The 14784-nt window shown below is 61.9% G+C and carries 30 protein-coding genes; all 30 read right to left on the minus strand.

Going from position 1 to position 14784, the window contains the following annotated elements; genetic code table 11:
- Positions 1–16: 16 nt before the first annotated feature.
- A complete protein-coding gene (gene rpsD / locus G454_RS0110345) occupies positions 17–643 on the minus strand; it encodes a 30S ribosomal protein S4 (protein ID WP_027718570.1) in 627 nt (208 codons plus the stop codon).
- Between the two features lie 19 nt (positions 644–662).
- The gene (rpsK, locus tag G454_RS0110350; protein WP_027718571.1) at positions 663–1049 is read right to left on the minus strand and encodes a 30S ribosomal protein S11; all 387 of its coding nucleotides are present in this window, start codon (positions 1047–1049) and stop codon (positions 663–665) included.
- 19 nt (positions 1050–1068) lie between these two features.
- Positions 1069–1443: a 30S ribosomal protein S13 gene (gene rpsM, locus G454_RS0110355; protein WP_027718572.1), complete on the minus strand. Its 375-nt coding sequence runs from the start codon at positions 1441–1443 to the stop codon at positions 1069–1071.
- 19 nt (positions 1444–1462) lie between these two features.
- Entirely contained in the window at positions 1463–1576 is a 114-nt protein-coding gene (gene rpmJ / locus G454_RS0110360) for a 50S ribosomal protein L36 (protein ID WP_027718573.1), read from the minus strand.
- 29 nt (positions 1577–1605) lie between these two features.
- Positions 1606–1824 (minus strand): translation initiation factor IF-1, encoded by a 219-nt coding sequence (gene infA / locus G454_RS0110365; RefSeq protein WP_027718574.1) that lies wholly within the window; start codon positions 1822–1824, stop codon positions 1606–1608.
- A 33-nt stretch (positions 1825–1857) separates the two neighbouring features.
- Positions 1858–2298, minus strand: coding sequence for a KOW domain-containing RNA-binding protein (locus tag G454_RS22110; protein WP_211230051.1), 441 nt, complete (start codon positions 2296–2298; stop codon positions 1858–1860).
- A gap of 15 nt (positions 2299–2313) precedes the next feature.
- On the minus strand, positions 2314–3060 hold the full coding sequence (map, locus tag G454_RS0110375; protein ID WP_027718575.1) for a type I methionyl aminopeptidase: 747 nt from the start codon (positions 3058–3060) through the stop codon (positions 2314–2316).
- 13 nt (positions 3061–3073) lie between these two features.
- Entirely contained in the window at positions 3074–4348 is a 1275-nt protein-coding gene (secY, locus tag G454_RS0110380) for a preprotein translocase subunit SecY (RefSeq protein ID WP_027718576.1), read from the minus strand.
- A complete protein-coding gene (gene rplO, locus G454_RS0110385; protein WP_027718577.1) occupies positions 4349–4792 on the minus strand; it encodes a 50S ribosomal protein L15 in 444 nt (147 codons plus the stop codon). It abuts the gene before it with no gap.
- Positions 4793–4797: 5 nt separating this feature from the next.
- Positions 4798–4983 (minus strand): 50S ribosomal protein L30, encoded by a 186-nt coding sequence (gene rpmD, locus G454_RS0110390; RefSeq protein WP_027718578.1) that lies wholly within the window; start codon positions 4981–4983, stop codon positions 4798–4800.
- A gap of 32 nt (positions 4984–5015) precedes the next feature.
- The gene (gene rpsE, locus G454_RS0110395) at positions 5016–5534 is read right to left on the minus strand and encodes a 30S ribosomal protein S5 (protein ID WP_035107614.1); all 519 of its coding nucleotides are present in this window, start codon (positions 5532–5534) and stop codon (positions 5016–5018) included.
- Between the two features lie 18 nt (positions 5535–5552).
- On the minus strand, positions 5553–5921 hold the full coding sequence (gene rplR, locus G454_RS0110400; protein ID WP_027718580.1) for a 50S ribosomal protein L18: 369 nt from the start codon (positions 5919–5921) through the stop codon (positions 5553–5555).
- A gap of 13 nt (positions 5922–5934) precedes the next feature.
- The gene (gene rplF / locus G454_RS0110405) at positions 5935–6495 is read right to left on the minus strand and encodes a 50S ribosomal protein L6 (RefSeq protein WP_027718581.1); all 561 of its coding nucleotides are present in this window, start codon (positions 6493–6495) and stop codon (positions 5935–5937) included.
- Between the two features lie 12 nt (positions 6496–6507).
- Positions 6508–6906, minus strand: a complete 399-nt coding sequence (gene rpsH / locus G454_RS0110410; protein ID WP_027718582.1) for a 30S ribosomal protein S8 — start codon at positions 6904–6906, stop codon at positions 6508–6510.
- A gap of 21 nt (positions 6907–6927) precedes the next feature.
- Positions 6928–7113 (minus strand): type Z 30S ribosomal protein S14, encoded by a 186-nt coding sequence (locus tag G454_RS0110415; protein ID WP_027718583.1) that lies wholly within the window; start codon positions 7111–7113, stop codon positions 6928–6930.
- Between the two features lie 29 nt (positions 7114–7142).
- On the minus strand, positions 7143–7694 hold the full coding sequence (gene rplE / locus G454_RS0110420) for a 50S ribosomal protein L5 (protein WP_035107621.1): 552 nt from the start codon (positions 7692–7694) through the stop codon (positions 7143–7145).
- A gap of 11 nt (positions 7695–7705) precedes the next feature.
- Positions 7706–8026, minus strand: coding sequence for a 50S ribosomal protein L24 (gene rplX / locus G454_RS0110425; RefSeq protein ID WP_027718585.1), 321 nt, complete (start codon positions 8024–8026; stop codon positions 7706–7708).
- 24 nt (positions 8027–8050) lie between these two features.
- The gene (gene rplN, locus G454_RS0110430; protein WP_027718586.1) at positions 8051–8419 is read right to left on the minus strand and encodes a 50S ribosomal protein L14; all 369 of its coding nucleotides are present in this window, start codon (positions 8417–8419) and stop codon (positions 8051–8053) included.
- Positions 8394–8705 carry a 30S ribosomal protein S17 gene (gene rpsQ, locus G454_RS18715; RefSeq protein WP_035107616.1) on the minus strand — a complete coding sequence of 104 codons (312 nt, stop codon included), beginning with the start codon at positions 8703–8705 and terminating at the stop codon, positions 8394–8396. Before rpsQ ends, rplN begins: the two co-directional genes overlap by 26 nt.
- A 17-nt stretch (positions 8706–8722) precedes the next feature.
- Positions 8723–8932 (minus strand): 50S ribosomal protein L29, encoded by a 210-nt coding sequence (gene rpmC / locus G454_RS0110440; RefSeq protein ID WP_027718587.1) that lies wholly within the window; start codon positions 8930–8932, stop codon positions 8723–8725.
- Between the two features lie 6 nt (positions 8933–8938).
- Positions 8939–9352 (minus strand): 50S ribosomal protein L16, encoded by a 414-nt coding sequence (gene rplP, locus G454_RS0110445; RefSeq protein WP_027718588.1) that lies wholly within the window; start codon positions 9350–9352, stop codon positions 8939–8941.
- Between the two features lie 5 nt (positions 9353–9357).
- Complete coding sequence (rpsC, locus tag G454_RS0110450) at positions 9358–10029, minus strand: 30S ribosomal protein S3 (protein ID WP_027718589.1); 672 nt, start codon at positions 10027–10029, stop codon at positions 9358–9360.
- A gap of 19 nt (positions 10030–10048) precedes the next feature.
- Complete coding sequence (gene rplV / locus G454_RS0110455) at positions 10049–10384, minus strand: 50S ribosomal protein L22 (RefSeq protein WP_027718590.1); 336 nt, start codon at positions 10382–10384, stop codon at positions 10049–10051.
- A gap of 13 nt (positions 10385–10397) precedes the next feature.
- The gene (rpsS, locus tag G454_RS0110460; RefSeq protein ID WP_027718591.1) at positions 10398–10682 is read right to left on the minus strand and encodes a 30S ribosomal protein S19; all 285 of its coding nucleotides are present in this window, start codon (positions 10680–10682) and stop codon (positions 10398–10400) included.
- 27 nt (positions 10683–10709) lie between these two features.
- Positions 10710–11531: a 50S ribosomal protein L2 gene (rplB, locus tag G454_RS0110465; protein WP_027718592.1), complete on the minus strand. Its 822-nt coding sequence runs from the start codon at positions 11529–11531 to the stop codon at positions 10710–10712.
- 42 nt (positions 11532–11573) lie between these two features.
- The gene (gene rplW / locus G454_RS0110470) at positions 11574–11861 is read right to left on the minus strand and encodes a 50S ribosomal protein L23 (RefSeq protein WP_027718593.1); all 288 of its coding nucleotides are present in this window, start codon (positions 11859–11861) and stop codon (positions 11574–11576) included.
- A complete protein-coding gene (rplD, locus tag G454_RS0110475; RefSeq protein WP_027718594.1) occupies positions 11858–12484 on the minus strand; it encodes a 50S ribosomal protein L4 in 627 nt (208 codons plus the stop codon). The genes rplW and rplD overlap by 4 nt, the downstream gene beginning before the upstream one ends.
- A gap of 27 nt (positions 12485–12511) precedes the next feature.
- A complete protein-coding gene (gene rplC / locus G454_RS0110480) occupies positions 12512–13144 on the minus strand; it encodes a 50S ribosomal protein L3 (RefSeq protein ID WP_027718595.1) in 633 nt (210 codons plus the stop codon).
- Between the two features lie 29 nt (positions 13145–13173).
- A complete protein-coding gene (gene rpsJ / locus G454_RS0110485) occupies positions 13174–13482 on the minus strand; it encodes a 30S ribosomal protein S10 (protein WP_027718596.1) in 309 nt (102 codons plus the stop codon).
- Positions 13483–13579: 97 nt separating this feature from the next.
- Positions 13580–14782 (minus strand): elongation factor Tu, encoded by a 1203-nt coding sequence (tuf, locus tag G454_RS0110495; RefSeq protein WP_027718597.1) that lies wholly within the window; start codon positions 14780–14782, stop codon positions 13580–13582.
- Between the last annotated feature and the right edge of the window lie 2 nt (positions 14783–14784).

The following is a 14784-nucleotide window of genomic DNA, read 5'->3' on the forward strand; positions in this document are numbered from 1 at the left end:
AGAGCCCCGGGGCACCCTACTTGGAGTAGAGCTCCACAATAAGGTGTTCCTGGACCGGGGTGTCGATCTGGTCTCTGGTGGGGAAGGCCAGCACGCGCCCCTGGGCCTGGTCGGCATCGTACTCCAGCCAGGCAGGAGGCGTCTTTTCCCGCGCGCGCTCCATCAATTCCTGGATGCGCGGCGACTCCTTGCTCTTCTCGCGCAGGGCAATAACATCCCCCACCTTCACCAGGTAGGATGGGATGTTGACTTTCCGCCCGTTAACCGTGAAGTGGCCGTGGGTGACCAGCTGCCGCGCCTCCCGGCGGGAAGAGGCCAGCCCCAGGCGGTAGACGACGTTGTCCAGGCGGCGCTCCAAGAGACGCAAAAGGTTTTCCCCGGTAATGCCCGGCTGGCGCTCCGCCTTGGCAAAGTAGTTGCGGAACTGCCTCTCCAGCACCCCGTAAATGCGCCGGGCCTTTTGCTTTTCCCGCAGCTGCAGCCCGTACTCGGTGGTTTTCTTGCGCGCCTGGCCGTGCATGCCCGGCGGGTAGGGCCGCCTCTCAATGGCGCACTTCTTGGTATAGCAGCGATCGCCCTTTAAATAGAGCTTAATGCCTTCGCGGCGGCACAAACGGCATACCGGACCTGTGTACCTAGCCATTTAGAATCTCGATACCTCCTTAAACTCTGCGGCGTTTTGGCGGACGGCACCCGTTGTGGGGAACGGGTGTGACGTCCTTGATCAGGCTCACTTCCAGCCCCGCTGCCTGCAGGGAACGGATGGCCGCTTCCCGGCCCGCCCCGGGCCCCTTGACCCGCACCTCCACCGTCTTCATGCCGTGCTCCAGGGCCTCCCTGGCCGCCGCCTCGGCAGCCAGCTGGGCCGCATAAGGGGTGCTCTTGCGCGTCCCCTTAAAGCCCACCGTGCCGCCGCTGGCCCAGCAGATGCAGTTGCCCTTGGTGTCGGTAATGGTCACAATGGTGTTGTTGAAGGTGGAGTGGATGTGGGCTATCCCGTGCTCGATGTTCTTGCGTTCCCGCTTTTTGGTGCGTGCTCTCCTGGCCATAGCCGGCTCTTACCCCTTTCTACTTTTTGCTCCGCTTCACGCCCACCGTCTTGCGCGGGCCCTTGCGCGTGCGGGCATTGGTGCGTGTCCGCTGGCCCCTCACCGGCAGGCCCCGGCGGTGGCGCAGTCCGCGGTAGCAGCCGATGTCAATCAAGCGCTTGATGTTCATGGCCACTTCCCGGCGGAGGTCGCCCTCCACCTTGTAGTTCTTCTCAATTTCATCTTTTAAACGGTTGACCTCATCTTCCGTAAGGTCGCGCACCCGGGTATCGGGATTAACCCCCGTCTTGGCCAGGATTTTCTTGGACGTGGAGCGGCCGATCCCGTAAATATAGGTGAGGGCTATCTCCACCCTCTTGTCCCGGGGGAGGTCAACCCCTGCAATGCGTGCCATGCGCCTTGCCACACCTCCGTTAACCTTGTCTTTGCTTGTGCTTGGGGTTCTCGCAGATGATCAGCACCTTGCCGTGGCGGCGGATCACCTTGCACTTTTCGCAGATGGGTTTTACCGAAGGGCGCACTTTCATGGATGACTTACCTCCCGTTAAATTGCCTGCTACTTGAAGCGGTAGACGATGCGGCCCCGGGTCAGGTCGTACGGGGACAGCTCCACCAGCACCCTGTCCCCGGGCAGTATGCGGATGAAGTTCATGCGTATCTTGCCCGAGACGTGGGCCAGCACCTTATGCCCGTTGGCCAGCTCTACGCGGAACATGGCGTTGGGCAGCGATTCCACCACCCGGCCTTCAACCTCCACCACATCCTGCTTGGGCATTGCCATGAGCCAACCTCCTTTCCTCTTGGCTTTTTAACCGCCCGGCACGCTTTCTTCCTTCGAGGAGCAATTTTTTTGAGCCGGAGTTTCCTTTGCACGGTGCTCTTCCGGGGCGAGATCGCCCGCCACCGGCGGGCAATCTTGCCGAGCCGGGTCCCCTTCGCACGGCGCCTTTCCGGAGCAAGACTGCCCGCCGTCCTCGTAGCGGGCCAGTAGCTCCTGCAGGGCCCGGCGCACCTCGAGGTCGGTAACCCGCTGGCCGCTGGCCACCTTCTCGGCAATTTCCCTGGCCACCAGGGGGTACACCTTCAGGTGCTTGATGTTTTTCAGCTTCGGGGCGCCCACCTTCCGTTCCGCCCCGTTAACTAAGTGAACCCTGGTCTCGCTGACCCGCTGCAGTATGAGGTAAAATTTGCCACGGTCCCTTCCGGCAGTGGAGCTCACCAGCCGCCCGGGATGAAAGTAATCGGGCACCGGGATCACCTCCAGCTAAGGCCTGGTGAGGATCTCCGGCTCACCATCGGTAATGGCCACGGTGTGCTCGAAATGGGCCGAGAGCCTGGCGTCCCTGGTCACCACCGTCCAGTTATCCTCCAAAACACACACCTCGTGGGTACCCGCGTTGACCATCGGCTCAATGGCCAGCGTCATGCCCGCCCGCAGGCGGGGGCCGCGGCCCGGCCGGCCGAAATTGGGCACCTGCGGCTCCTCGTGCATGCTCCGGCCAATCCCGTGGCCCACGTAGTCCCGGACCACCGAAAAGCCGTGCTTTTCCACGTAGCTCTGAATAGCGTGCGAGATGTCGGAAAGGCGGTTGCCCTGACGAGCGAAACGTATGCCTTCGTAGAGAGACTGCTCCGTCACCGCTAAGAGCTTTCTGGCTTCGGGGGAAATCTCGCCCACCGGAAAGGTGGCCGCGCCGTCCCCGAAGTAGCCGTTCAATTCCACGCCCACGTCAATGCTCACGATATCCCCGTTTAAAAGCTCCCTGGGGCCGGGGATGCCGTGCACCACCTGCTCGTTGACCGAGGTGCAGATGCTGGCCGGAAACCCGTACAGCCCCTTAAAGGCGGGCCGCGCCCCGCGGGCCAGGATGAAGTCCTCGGCCAGACGGTTGAGCTCGCCGGTGGTTACCCCCGGCTTGATGGCCTTGGCCAGCTCCTGCAGCACTCCGGCCACGATGCGCCCGGCATCGCGCATGTAGCGCAGTTCCCTCTGGGACTTGATGGTGATCAGGGGTACCACCTCTTCACTTGATGAAGCCCTGGTAACTGCGCATGAGCATGTGGGACTCCAGCTGCTTCATGGTATCCAGGGCCACCCCCACCACGATGAGCAGCGCCGTGCCGCCGAAATATATGTTGGGGATGCGGGTGGCCAGGAGCACGAAGTTGGGCAGAATGGCAATGAGGGCCAGGAACACGGCACCACCCATGGTCACCCGGGACATCACCTTGCCGATGTACTCCGCCGTGGGGCGGCCCGGCCTGATGCCCGGGATGAAGCCGCCGTACTTTTTAATGTTCTCGGCAATGTCCAGCGGGTTCATGATCACCGCCGTGTAAAAGAAGGTAAAGCCGATGACCAAAAGGGCGTAGATAATGGTGTGAAAGGCCGTGCCCCAGGCAAAATAGGTCACGTACCAGTGGCCGAACCAGGTGTTGCTGAACCAGCGGGCGATCTGCTCCGGGAACATCATGATGGAGGAGGCAAAGATTACCGGGATGACCCCCGCCTGGTTTACGCGCAGGGGCAGGTGGGTGCTCTGGCCCCCGTACACCCGGCGCCCCACCACCCGCTTGGCGTACTGCACGGGAATGCGCCGCTGTCCCTCGTTAACGGCCACGATGGCCGCAATGACCACCGCCCCGATGACCAGCAGGAGCAACACGTTAAATACGTTGATGGTCCCCGCCTTCAGGTACTCGATGACCCGCGCAAAGCCCGCCGGGATGCGGGAGACGATACCGGCAAAGATGAGCAGGGAGATGCCGTTACCGATGCCCTTTTCCGTAATCTGCTCGCCGATCCACATCAAAAAGGCCGTGCCGGCGGTCAGCGTTAGGGCCACCAGGAGGTAGTGGCCGACGGTCGGGCTCAGCAGGACGTGCTGGTTGCGCAGGGCCACGGAGAGGCCGATGGCCTGGATGAAGGCCAGCACCACGGTGAGGTAGCGGGTGTACTGGACGATCTTTTTGCGGCCCTCTTCCCCTTCCTTGGCTAGCTGCTCCAGCCTGGGGATGACCACCGTGAGCAGTTGCATGATGATGGAGGCGTTGATGTAGGGGGTGATGCTCATGGCAAAGATGGAGAAGTTCTTAAAGGCGCCGCCGGAAATGACGTCAAAGAAGCCGAAGAGCACCCCCGTGTTGATCAGCTCAGCAAAGACCCTGGTGTTTACCCCCGGCACCGGGATGTGCGCGCCGATGCGGAAAACAAAAAGCATGGCCAGGGTAAAGAGGATCTTTTTGCGTAGGTCCTCCGCCTTGGCGGCGCTCTTTAAAAGGCGCAAGGAGTCAAACATTTAAATCACCTCGGCCCTGCCGCCGGCAGCCTCAATCTTTTCCCTTGCCGACTTGCTGAAAGCGTGAGCCCGCACGGTCAACGCCTTCTCCAGCTGCCCGTCGCCCAGGATCTTCACCCCGTCGCCGATTTTTCTAATTACCCTGGCCTCCAGAAGAAGCTCCGGCGTCACTACGGTACCGCTCTCAAAGCGGTTCAAGGCCTCCACATTAACGGCCACGATTTCCTTCTTGAAGCGCTCGTTATTAAAGCCCCGCTTGGGTATGCGGCGGTAGAGGGGCATCTGGCCTCCCTCAAATCCCGGCCTCACCCCGCCGCCCGAACGCGCCTTTTGCCCCTTATGCCCCCGCCCGGCGGTCTTGCCCAGCCCGGAACCGATGCCCTGCCCCTTGCGGGTAGGCTCGGTCCTGGCACCGGGGTTGGGGCGCAGGTGGTGCAGTCCCAGCATGTTTACACCTCCAGCCGCTCGACTTTCACCAGGTGAGAAACCTTGTTGATCATGCCCCGGATGGACGGCGTATCCTCGTGGGTCACCGAGCTGTACAGTTTGCGCAGGCCCAGCGACCTCACCACGGCGCGCTGGTCCTGCGGGCGCCCGATAAGGCTTCTCACCAAGGTAATTTTTAGCTTTGCCATGGCGGACCTCCTCTATCCATCCACTAGTATGCCTAACCCAGAATTTCCTCCACCGTCTTGCCCCGCAGGCGGGCCACTTCCTCGGGAGTTTTAAGGGCCTTCAAGGCCGCAATGGTGGCGCGCACCACGTTATTGGGGTTGTTGGAGCCCAGGGACTTGGTGAGCACGTCCTTTATCCCCGCCAGCTCCACTACGGCCCGCACCGCGCCCCCGGCAATGATGCCCGTGCCCGGCACCGCCGGCTTCAGGATGACCTTGCTGGCCCCGAACTCGCCGATGATTTCGTGGGGGATGGTGGTGCCGCGCAGGGGGACCTGGATCATATTCTTCTTGGCGTCCTCGATGGCCTTGCGGATGGCGTCGGGCACCTCGCCGGCCTTGCCGTGCCCGGCTCCCACGCGACCGCGGCCGTCGCCCACCACCACCACGGCGGAAAAGTTAAAGCGTCGGCCGCCCTTGACCACCTTGGCCACACGCTTAACCGAAACCACCTTTTCCGACAGCTCCACCTTGCCGGCTTCTATCCTGGACCTGGCCTCTATCCTGGACACCCGTTTCCCTCCCTTGCCCTAAAATTCCAGGCCTGCTTCCCGGGCCGCCTCGGCCAGGGCCTTGACCCGCCCGTGGTAGAGGTAGCCTCCCCGGTCGAAGACCACTTTCTTGATGCCGCGCTCCAGGGCCTTCTGGGCCACCAGCCGGCCCACCGCCGCCGCCGCCTCCACGTTGCCCCCCGTCTTCAACTGACCCCGCAGCTCGGGGGAGAGGGTGGAGGCGCTGACCAGGGTCACGCCCCGCTCGTCGTCAATGATCTGCGCGTAGATGTGCTTTAGGCTGCGGAAGACGTTTAGGCGTGGCCGTTCGGCGGTGCCGAAGACCTTCTTGCGCACCCGCAGGTGTCTCTTTTTGCGCAGCTCGTTGCGGCTTGGCTTCTTGATCAAGTTACCCTACCTCCTACCTCTTGCCCTTGCCGCCGGTCTTGCCGGCCTTGCCGGCCTTGCGCCGGATGACTTCTCCCTCGTACCTGATCCCCTTGCCCTTGTACGGCTCCGGCTCGCGCACGGCGCGGATGTATGCGGCCAGGGCGCCGACCTTTTCCTTGTCCAGCCCCTTGACCACGATCTTGTTGGGGGCCGGCACTTCAATTTCCAGCCCCGGCGGCGGCTCTATCTCCACCGGGTGGGAGTAACCCACCGTGAGCACCAGCTTGTTGCCCTGCTTGGCGGCGCGGTAGCCCACCCCGACCAGCTCTAAGGTCTTGGAAAACCCCTTGGTTACCCCCTCCACCATGTTGGCCAGCAGGGTGCGGGTGAGGCCGTGGAGGGACTTGTGGAAGCGGTCGTCGGAAGGGCGCTCCACCACCAGGCGCCCCTGCTCGTCAAGGCGTATGCGCATGTCCTGGTGAAACTCCCGCGCAAGCTCCCCCTTGGGCCCTTTAACGCGCACGGTGTTCCCCTCAATCTGCACCTGCACGCCCTGGGGCAGCTCAACGGGCTTCTTGCCTATCCTGGACAAAGGCCATCCCCCCTACCACACGTAACATATCACTTCGCCGCCAATCCCCAGCTTGCGGGCCTTCTTATCGGTCATAATGCCCTTGGAGGTGGACAGTATGGCAATGCCCAGGCCCCCCAGCACCTTGGGGATGGAATCCTTGCGGGCGTAAACCCGCAGGCCCGGGCGGGAAATGCGCTTCAAGCCGGTGATCACCCGCTCCTTGTTGGGGCCGTACTTTAAGTAAATGCGGATGATGCCCTGCTTGCCGTCGTCGATGATCTCGTAGTCCTTGATGAGGCCCTCCTCCTTGAGGATCTCCGCGATGGCCTTCTTCATCTTGGACGCAGGGGCTTCCACCGTTTCGTGGTAGACCATATTGGCGTTTCTAATACGGGTTAGGAAGTCCGCAATGGGATCCGTCATGACCACAGAGCTCTACCCCCTTCCTCTTTACCAGCTGGCCTTGCGAAGGCCGGGGATCTCGCCGCGGTGGGCAAGCATCCGGAAGCAAAGGCGGCAGACGCCAAACTGGCGCATGTACGCCCGGGGGCGCCCGCAGAGCTTGCACCGGTTGTACTTGCGCACCTTAAACTTCGGCTCGCGCATGGCCTTGTATATTAAAGCCTTTCGGGCCACCTTCTCCCCTCCTTAAAAACCGGATGTTGTTAGGCCGCCCTGAAGGGCATGCCCAGCAGGCGCAGGAGCTCCCGCGCCTCCTCGTCGGTCTTGGCCGTGGTCACAAAAATGATGTCCATGCCCCTTACCTTATCGATCTTGTCGTAGTCGATTTCGGGGAAGATGAGCTGCTCCCGGATGCCCAGGCTGTAGTTGCCGCGCCCGTCAAAGGAATGGGGCGAGACGCCGCGGAAGTCGCGCACCCGGGGCAGGGCCACGTTAAAGAGCTTGTCGCAGAACTCGTACATGCGGTCCCCGCGCAGGGTCACCTTGCAACCAATGGACATGCCCTTGCGTACCCTAAAGGCGGCAATGGATTTCCTGGCCTTGGTTATCACCGGTTTCTGGCCGGCAATGAGGGCCAGGTCGTTAGCAGCCGCCTCAATGGCCTTGGGGTTCTGGGTGGCCTCCCCGACCCCCATATTGATAACCACCTTTTCCAGGCGGGGGACTTCCATGACGTTCTTGTAGCCGAACTTTTCCATCATGGCTTTGACTACTTCTTTCTGATACTTCTCCTTTAACCTCGGCGGCACGGCGATCACCTACCTTTTTAGCCTATTTCTTCTCCGCACTTCTTGCAGACCCTCACCTTGCGCCCGTCCTCCAGGAATTTCTTGGCCACGCGGGTGGGCTTATCGCACTTCGTGCACACGAGCATGACGTTGGAGACGTGGATGGGCGCTTCCTTTTCAATGATGCCTCCCTGGGGCAGGCGCGGCGTGGGCCTGGTGTGGCGCTTGACGATGTTCACGCCCTCCACCAGCACCCGCTGCTTTTTGGGGAAAGCCGCCAGCACCTTGCCCTTCTTCCCCTTGTACTTACCGGCCAGGACCAGCACCGTATCGCCCTTTTTCACATGCAGCTTGGGCATCTCGCTCTACCTCCAGATCTCCTGCTAGACAACCTCCGGCGCCAGGGAGATGATCTTCATGAAGTCCTTTTCCCGCAGCTCCCGGGCCACCGGGCCGAAAATCCGCGTGCCCCGCGGGCTCTTGTCGTCCTTAATGATCACGGCGGCGTTCTCGTCAAACTTGATGTAGGAGCCGTCCGGGCGGCGCACCTCCTTCTTGGTGCGCACCACCACCGCCCGCACCACATCGCCCTTCTTCACCACCCCGCCGGGCACGGCCTCCTTTACGGAGCAGATGATCTCGTCGCCCAGGCTGGCGTAGCGGCGGTTGCTGCCTCCGAGAACGCGGATGCACATCAGGCGGCGGGCGCCGGTGTTGTCGGCCACGTTAAGTATCGATTGCACCTGAATCATCTACCGCCACCCCCCCTTCTGCTTCCACTCCTCTGGCCCGCTCGAGGATCTCCACCACGCGCCAGCGCTTTTCCTTGGAGAGCGGACGCGTTTCCATAATGCGCACCTTGTCGCCCACGCGGCACTCGTTGTGCTCGTCGTGGGCCTTGAATTTTTTGGTCCTGCGCACCACCTTCTGGTACAGCGGGTGGCGGACCAGCCTCTCTACGGCCACCACCACCGTCTTATCCATCTTATCGCTGACCACGCGGCCAACGAGGACTTTGCGCTGTCCACGCGTTTGCACCGTAAAAACTCCCCCTTTTAGTTGGCCCGCCGCTCAATCCCCAGTTCCCGCTCCCGGAGAATGGTCTTGAGGCGGGCGATGTTGCGGCGCACTTCCCGGATCTTCATGGGGTTATCCAGCTGGTTGGTGGCCAGCTGAAAACGCAGCTTGAACAGTTCCTCTTTGGAGTCGTGAAGTTTTTTCAGCAACTCCTCGTCGGAGAGCTGCCTTAAGTCCCTGGCTTTCACTTTCCATCACTCCCCGCGCTTGACGACCCTGGTTTTAATGGGCAACTTGTGCGAGGCCAGGCGCAGAGCTTCGTGGGCCACTTCCTCGTCCACGCCGGCCACTTCAAAGAGGATGCGCCCGGGTTTGACAATGGCTACCCAGTATTCGGGGGAACCCTTACCGCTGCCCATGCGGGTTTCCGCCGGCTTGGCCGTCACCGGCACGTCGGGGAAAATCCTGATCCACACCTTCCCGCCGCGGCGGATGTGCCGGGTTATGGCCACCCGGGCCGCTTCAATCTGGCGGCTGGTGATCCAGGCCGGCTCCAGGGCCTGCAGCCCGTACTCCCCGAAGTGAACCTCGGTCCCCCTTTTAGCGCGGCCGCTCAAGTTGCGCACCCGGTGCTGCTTGCGGTACTTCACTCTTTTGGGCATGAGCATAGGCTTTACTCTCCTCCCTGGCCGGCAGCAGCCTTTTGCTCCTTGGGCTCCGGCAGAACTTCCCCTTTGTAAATCCAAACTTTAACCCCGATCTTGCCGTAGGTGGTATCGGCCTCCGCAAAGCCGTAATCTATGTCCGCCCGCAGGGTGTGCAGGGGCACCTTGCCCTCGCTGTACCACTCGGTGCGGGCAATTTCCGCCCCGGCCAGCCGCCCGCCCACGCAGACCTTAATGCCCTTGGCGCCCATGCGCATGGCGCGGGCCACGGCCTGCTTCATGGCGCGGCGGAAAGCCACCCGCTTTTCCAGCTGGGCGGCAATGTTCTCGGCCACCAGCTGGGCGTCCAGCTCCGGCACCTTGATCTCCACGATGCTGAGGTGGACCTGCTTGCCGGTCATCTTCTCCAGCTCTTTGCGCAGGTTCTCCACCTCCGCCCCGCCGCGCCCGATGACAATCCCCGGCTTGGCCGTATGGATGGTCACCCGCACGCGGTTGGCCGCCCGTTCAATGACAATGCGGGAAATGCCCGCGGCGTAAAGCTTCTCCTTGATGTAGCGGCGGATCTTGACGTCCTCGATGAGAAGGTTGGCAAAGTTCCTTTTATCGGCAAACCACTTGGCGTCCCAGTCTTTAATGATGCCCAGGCGGAGCCCCTTGGGATGGACTTTTTGTCCCACGTTTCCCCTCCTTTCCCGTCTATTCCCTTTCTTTGACCACAATGGTAATGTGGCTGGTGCGCCGCCGTCTTATGTCCGCCCGCCCGTAAGCCCGGGGCCGCCACCGCTTCCAGGTCGGCCCCTGGTCCACGTAGGCCTGGGCAATGTAGAGCCGGTCGGGATTCATGTCGTAGTTGTGCTCCGCGTTGGCCACCGCGGACTTGATCACCTTGGCCACCGGCAGGGCGGCCCTCTTGGGGGTAAACCGCAGGATGGCCAGCGCCTCCTTTACATCCTTTCCCCGGATGAGGTTGACTACCTGGCGCACCTTCTGCGGCGAAATGCGCACGTACCTGGCTACTGCCCTGGCTTCCATGCCCCAAACCCCCTTACTTTAGCGCCGTGGATCTTTCCGTGTGGGCGCCGTGACCGCGGAAGATGCGGGTGGGCGCAAACTCGCCCAGCTTGTGCCCCACCATCTCCTCGGTGATGTAGATGGGCACGTGCTTGCGCCCGTCGTAAACGGCTATGGTGTGGCCGATCATCTGGGGAAGGATGGTGGAGCGGCGGGACCAGGTCTTAATCACCCGCTTCTCCCCCTTGGCATTCATTTCCTCGATTTTCTTTAACAGCTTGGGGTCACAGTAAGGCCCCTTTTTTAAGGAACGTCCCATAAAGCCAGCGCCTACCTCCTTTCACCGCTAGCCCCTGCGCTTGAGGATCAACCGGTCGCTGGGCTTCTTCTTGCGGGTCTTCACGCCGAGGGCCGGCTTGCCCCATGGAGTAACCGGGTGGCGCCCAATGGGGTGCCGCCCCTCGCCGCCGCCGTGGGGGTGGTCCACCGGGTTCATGGCCGAACCCCGCACGGTCGGCCTGATGCCCATCCAGCGGGCCCGCCCGGCCTTGCCGATGGTAATGTTCTCGTGCTCCACGTTGCCCACCTGTCCCACGGTAGCCTTGCAGTCCAAAAGAAACAGGCGCATCTCGCCGGAAGGCATGCGGACGACGGCGTACTTGCCTTCCTTGCCCATCACCTGGGCGGCCGCGCCCGCCGAGCGCACCACCTGGCCGCCGGCACCCGGGTAGAGCTCGATGTTGTGCACCAGCGTGCCCACCGGGATGTTCCTTAAGGGCAGGGCGTTGCCCACCTTAATGTCGGCCTGGGGGCCGGACTCCACCGTCATGCCCACCTCCAGACCCAGCGGGGCCAGGATGTAGCGCTTCTCCCCGTCGGCGTACTGCAGGAGGGCAATGCGGGCCGAGCGGTTGGGGTCGTACTCAATGCTTACCACCTTGGCCGGAATGCCGTCCTTGTCCCGCTTGAAGTCGATGATGCGGTACATGCGCTTGTGGCCGCCGCCCCGGTGCCGCACGGTGATCCGCCCCTGGTTGTTGCGCCCGGCATGTTTTTTAAGCGGCACCACCAGGGACTTTTCCGGCTTCTCCTTGGTGACCTCCTCAAAGGTGGAGACGGTAACAAAGCGGCGCCCCGGCGACGTGGGCTTGTATTTCCTGATACCCACCGGGTTTCCCTCCCTAAAAACTACTAAACTGCCTTTTGCCCGCTATACTCCTTCAAACAGCTCGATCCGGTCGCCTTTTTTCAGCTTGACAATGGCCTTCTTGTAGTCCGGCTCTTTCCCCACGATGTTGCGCACGCGCTTGGTCTTGCCTTTAACGCGCATGGTGTTGACCTTTTCTACCTTCACTTTAAAAAGCGCCTCTACGGCCTTCTTTATCTCCGTCTTGTTGGCCCGGGGGTCGACGATAAAGGTGTACTTGTTCTCCTCCATGAGGGCCATGCTCTTTTCCGTGATCACCGGGCGCAGGATAATGTCCCGCGGGTCCTTCACGGGGCAAACACCTCCTGCACCCTGGCCACCGCCTCCTTGGTAATGACCAGCGTGGGGTGGGCCAGGAGGTCGTAAACGTTGAGGCTGTCGGCCACGGTGGGCTTGACGCCGGGAATGTTGCGGGCCGACTTGAAGACGTTTTCTTCCGGCTGCGCGGTGACCACCAGCGCCTTCTCGTTCACCTTGAGGTTACCCAGGATGCGGATCATCTCCTTGGTGCGGGGCTGCTCCAGCTTCAGCTCATCCAGCACCACCAGCTTGCCGTCCCGCACCTTTGCGGAAAGGGCCGACCTCATGGCCAAACGCCGGACCTTCTTGGGCAAGCGGTAGCTGTAATCCCGGGGATGGGGGCCAAACACGATGCCGCCCTTGCGCCAGATGGGAGAGCGGATGCTGCCGTGGCGCGCTCTTCCCGTGCCCTTCTGGCGCCAGGGCTTGCGCCCGCCGCCGCGCACCTCGCCGCGGGTCTTCGTGTCGTGGGTACCCCGCCGGCGGCGGGCCAGCTGCCAGACCACCGCTTCGTGCAGCACGTGTATGTGCGGGGGAACGCCGAACACGTCCTCCCGCAGCTCTATCTCCCCCACCTGGTCCCCGTTGGTATTGTATACCGGAACGGTAAGCATGCTCTTTCCCCCTTTGCTTTCCACGCCTTACCTGTTGGCCTTGACGGCCTCCCTGATGAGCAGGAGGCCCCCACGAGGACCGGGAACGGAACCCTTCACCGCCAGCAGGTTGCGCTCCGGGTCGACGCGCATCACTTCCAGGTTCTGTACCGTGACCCGCTCCACGCCGTAATGCCCGGGCAGCTTCCTGCCTTTAAAAACGCGGGCCGGGCCCTTGGCCCCCAGGGAACCGGGGCGCCGGTGGTATTTGGAGCCGTGGGCCATAGGGCCGCGCTGGAAGCCGTGGCGCTTGATGCCGCCGGCAAACCCGTGGCCCTTGGAGGTACCCGTCACGTCCACCTTTTCCCCCACGGAAAAGATGTCCGCCCGGATCTCCTGCCCCACCTGGTACTCCTCAACGTTATCCACGCGGATCTCGCGCAGGAAACGCACGGGCCTCACGCCGGCCCTGGCAAAGTGCCCCTTTAGGGGCTTGTTGACCCGCTTTTCGGAGACGGCCCCGAAGCCCAGCTGTATGGCGCTGTAGCCGTCCCGCTCGGGGGTCTTTTTCTGCACGACCACACAGGGCCCTGCCTCGATTACCGTTACGGGCACGGCTTCCCCGGCTTCCGTAAAGATCTGGGTCATGCCGACCTTGCGGCCGAGGATGCCCTTGGGCATGCCGCCCACACCTCCTCATAAAAACTCCTCTAGAGTTTAATCTCAATGTCCACCCCTGCCGGCAGGTCCAGCCTCATGAGGGCATCCACCGTCTTGGGGGTGGGCTCCAGGATGTCGATCAGGCGCTTGTGGGTGCGGATCTCAAACTGCTCCCGCGAGTCCTTGTCCTTGTGGGGAGAGCGCAGGATGGTGTAAACGCTTCTTTCCGTGGGCAGGGGGATGGGCCCCGCCACCTGCGCACCCGTACGCCGGGCCGTCTCCACAATCTTCTGGGCCGACTGGTCCAGGATGTGGTGGTCGTAGGCCTTAAGACGGATGCGAATTTTTTGCTTTTTCAAAGGTCCGCCTCCTCTCCGCCCTCAAAGGGGTTCATTTCGTAAACGCAAATTGAGAAGTGGGGGTGGGAGATATCCCGCCCCACTTCTCACGGCCCGCTTACTCGATGATGGAGGTGACCACCCCGGCACCCACCGTCCGGCCACCCTCCCGGATGGCAAACCGCAACCCCTCCTCTATGGCTATGGGCGTGATCAGCTTGATCTCCAGCTGCACGTTGTCCCCAGGCATCACCATCTCCACGCCCTCCGGCAGGTATATCGTCCCCGTCACGTCCGTCGTCCGGAAATAAAACTGCGGTCGATACCCGCTGAAAAACGGCGTGTGCCTCCCACCCTCCTCCTTCGTCAATACGTATACCTCCGCCCGAAAATGCGTGTGCGGCTTGATGCTCCCAGGCTTCGCCAACACCTGCCCCCGCTCCACTTCCTTCCTCTCTATCCCCCGCAGCAAACAACCTATGTTGTCCCCGGCTTCCCCACGGTCCAATACCTTCCGGAACATCTCTACCCCGGTCACTACCGTCTTCATCGGCTTGTCCCGTAAACCCACTATCTCTACTTCGTCCCCTACCTTCACCGTGCCGCGCTCTACACGACCCGTCACCACCGTCCCCCGACCCGTTATGCTAAACACGTCCTCTATGGGCATCAAAAACGGCTTGTCTATCTCCCGCTGCGGCGTCGGAATGTAGTTGTCCACCGCGTCCATTAACTCCCAAATGCACTTGCAGTGCTCGCACTCCCGGCTCCCACACCCACACTCTAAAGCCTTCAGCGCCGAACCTACCACCACCGGTACGTCATCCCCAGGAAACTCATACGTGGACAGCAATTCCCGTACTTCCATCTCCACCAGTTCCAATAACTCCGGATCGTCCACCATGTCCGCCTTGTTCAAAAAGACCACAATGTACGGCACCCCTACCTGCCGCGCCAACAATATGTGCTCCCGCGTCTGCGGCATCGGCCCGTCCGCCGCCGAAACCACCAGTATCGCCCCGTCCATCTGCGCCGCACCCGTAATCATGTTCTTCACATAGTCCGCGTGCCCCGGACAGTCCACGTGCGCATAGTGCCGCGCCTCCGTCTCGTACTCCACGTGCGCCGTGTTTATCGTGATCCCCCGCTCCCTCTCCTCCGGCGCGTTGTCTATCTCCTCGTACTTCTTGTACGTCGCCTTCCCCACCTTCGACAACACCAGCGTGATCGCCGCCGTAAGCGTCGTCTTCCCATGGTCCACGTGCCCTATCGTCCCTACGTTCACGTGCGGCTTCGTCCGCTCAAATTTCGCCTTGGCCATAA

The sequence above is a fragment of the Desulfovirgula thermocuniculi DSM 16036 genome (assembly GCF_000429345.1).
Lineage (GTDB): Bacteria > Bacillota > Desulfotomaculia > Desulfotomaculales > Desulfovirgulaceae > Desulfovirgula > Desulfovirgula thermocuniculi.

Coding starts and splice junctions, on each gene's coding strand:
- infA (WP_027718574.1), bottom strand. CDS start 1,824: ATGCCCAAGCAGGATGTGGTGGAGGTTGAAGGCCGGGTGGTGGAATCG.
- rplV (WP_027718590.1), bottom strand. CDS start 10,384: ATGGAAGCCAGGGCAGTAGCCAGGTACGTGCGCATTTCGCCGCAGAAG.
- rplP (WP_027718588.1), bottom strand. CDS start 9,352: ATGCTCATGCCCAAAAGAGTGAAGTACCGCAAGCAGCACCGGGTGCGC.
- rplN (WP_027718586.1), bottom strand. CDS start 8,419: ATGATTCAGGTGCAATCGATACTTAACGTGGCCGACAACACCGGCGCC.
- rplD (WP_027718594.1), bottom strand. CDS start 12,484: ATGCTTACCGTTCCGGTATACAATACCAACGGGGACCAGGTGGGGGAG.
- rplX (WP_027718585.1), bottom strand. CDS start 8,026: ATGCCCAAGCTGCATGTGAAAAAGGGCGATACGGTGCTGGTCCTGGCC.
- rpmD (WP_027718578.1), bottom strand. CDS start 4,983: ATGGCAAAGCTAAAAATTACCTTGGTGAGAAGCCTTATCGGGCGCCCG.
- rpsM (WP_027718572.1), bottom strand. CDS start 1,443: ATGGCACGCATTGCAGGGGTTGACCTCCCCCGGGACAAGAGGGTGGAG.
- secY (WP_027718576.1), bottom strand. CDS start 4,348: ATGTTTGACTCCTTGCGCCTTTTAAAGAGCGCCGCCAAGGCGGAGGAC.
- tuf (WP_027718597.1), bottom strand. CDS start 14,782: ATGGCCAAGGCGAAATTTGAGCGGACGAAGCCGCACGTGAACGTAGGG.
- rpsS (WP_027718591.1), bottom strand. CDS start 10,682: ATGGGACGTTCCTTAAAAAAGGGGCCTTACTGTGACCCCAAGCTGTTA.
- rpsK (WP_027718571.1), bottom strand. CDS start 1,049: ATGGCCAGGAGAGCACGCACCAAAAAGCGGGAACGCAAGAACATCGAG.
- rpsD (WP_027718570.1), bottom strand. CDS start 643: ATGGCTAGGTACACAGGTCCGGTATGCCGTTTGTGCCGCCGCGAAGGC.
- rplC (WP_027718595.1), bottom strand. CDS start 13,144: ATGCCCAAGGGCATCCTCGGCCGCAAGGTCGGCATGACCCAGATCTTT.
- rpmJ (WP_027718573.1), bottom strand. CDS start 1,576: ATGAAAGTGCGCCCTTCGGTAAAACCCATCTGCGAAAAGTGCAAGGTG.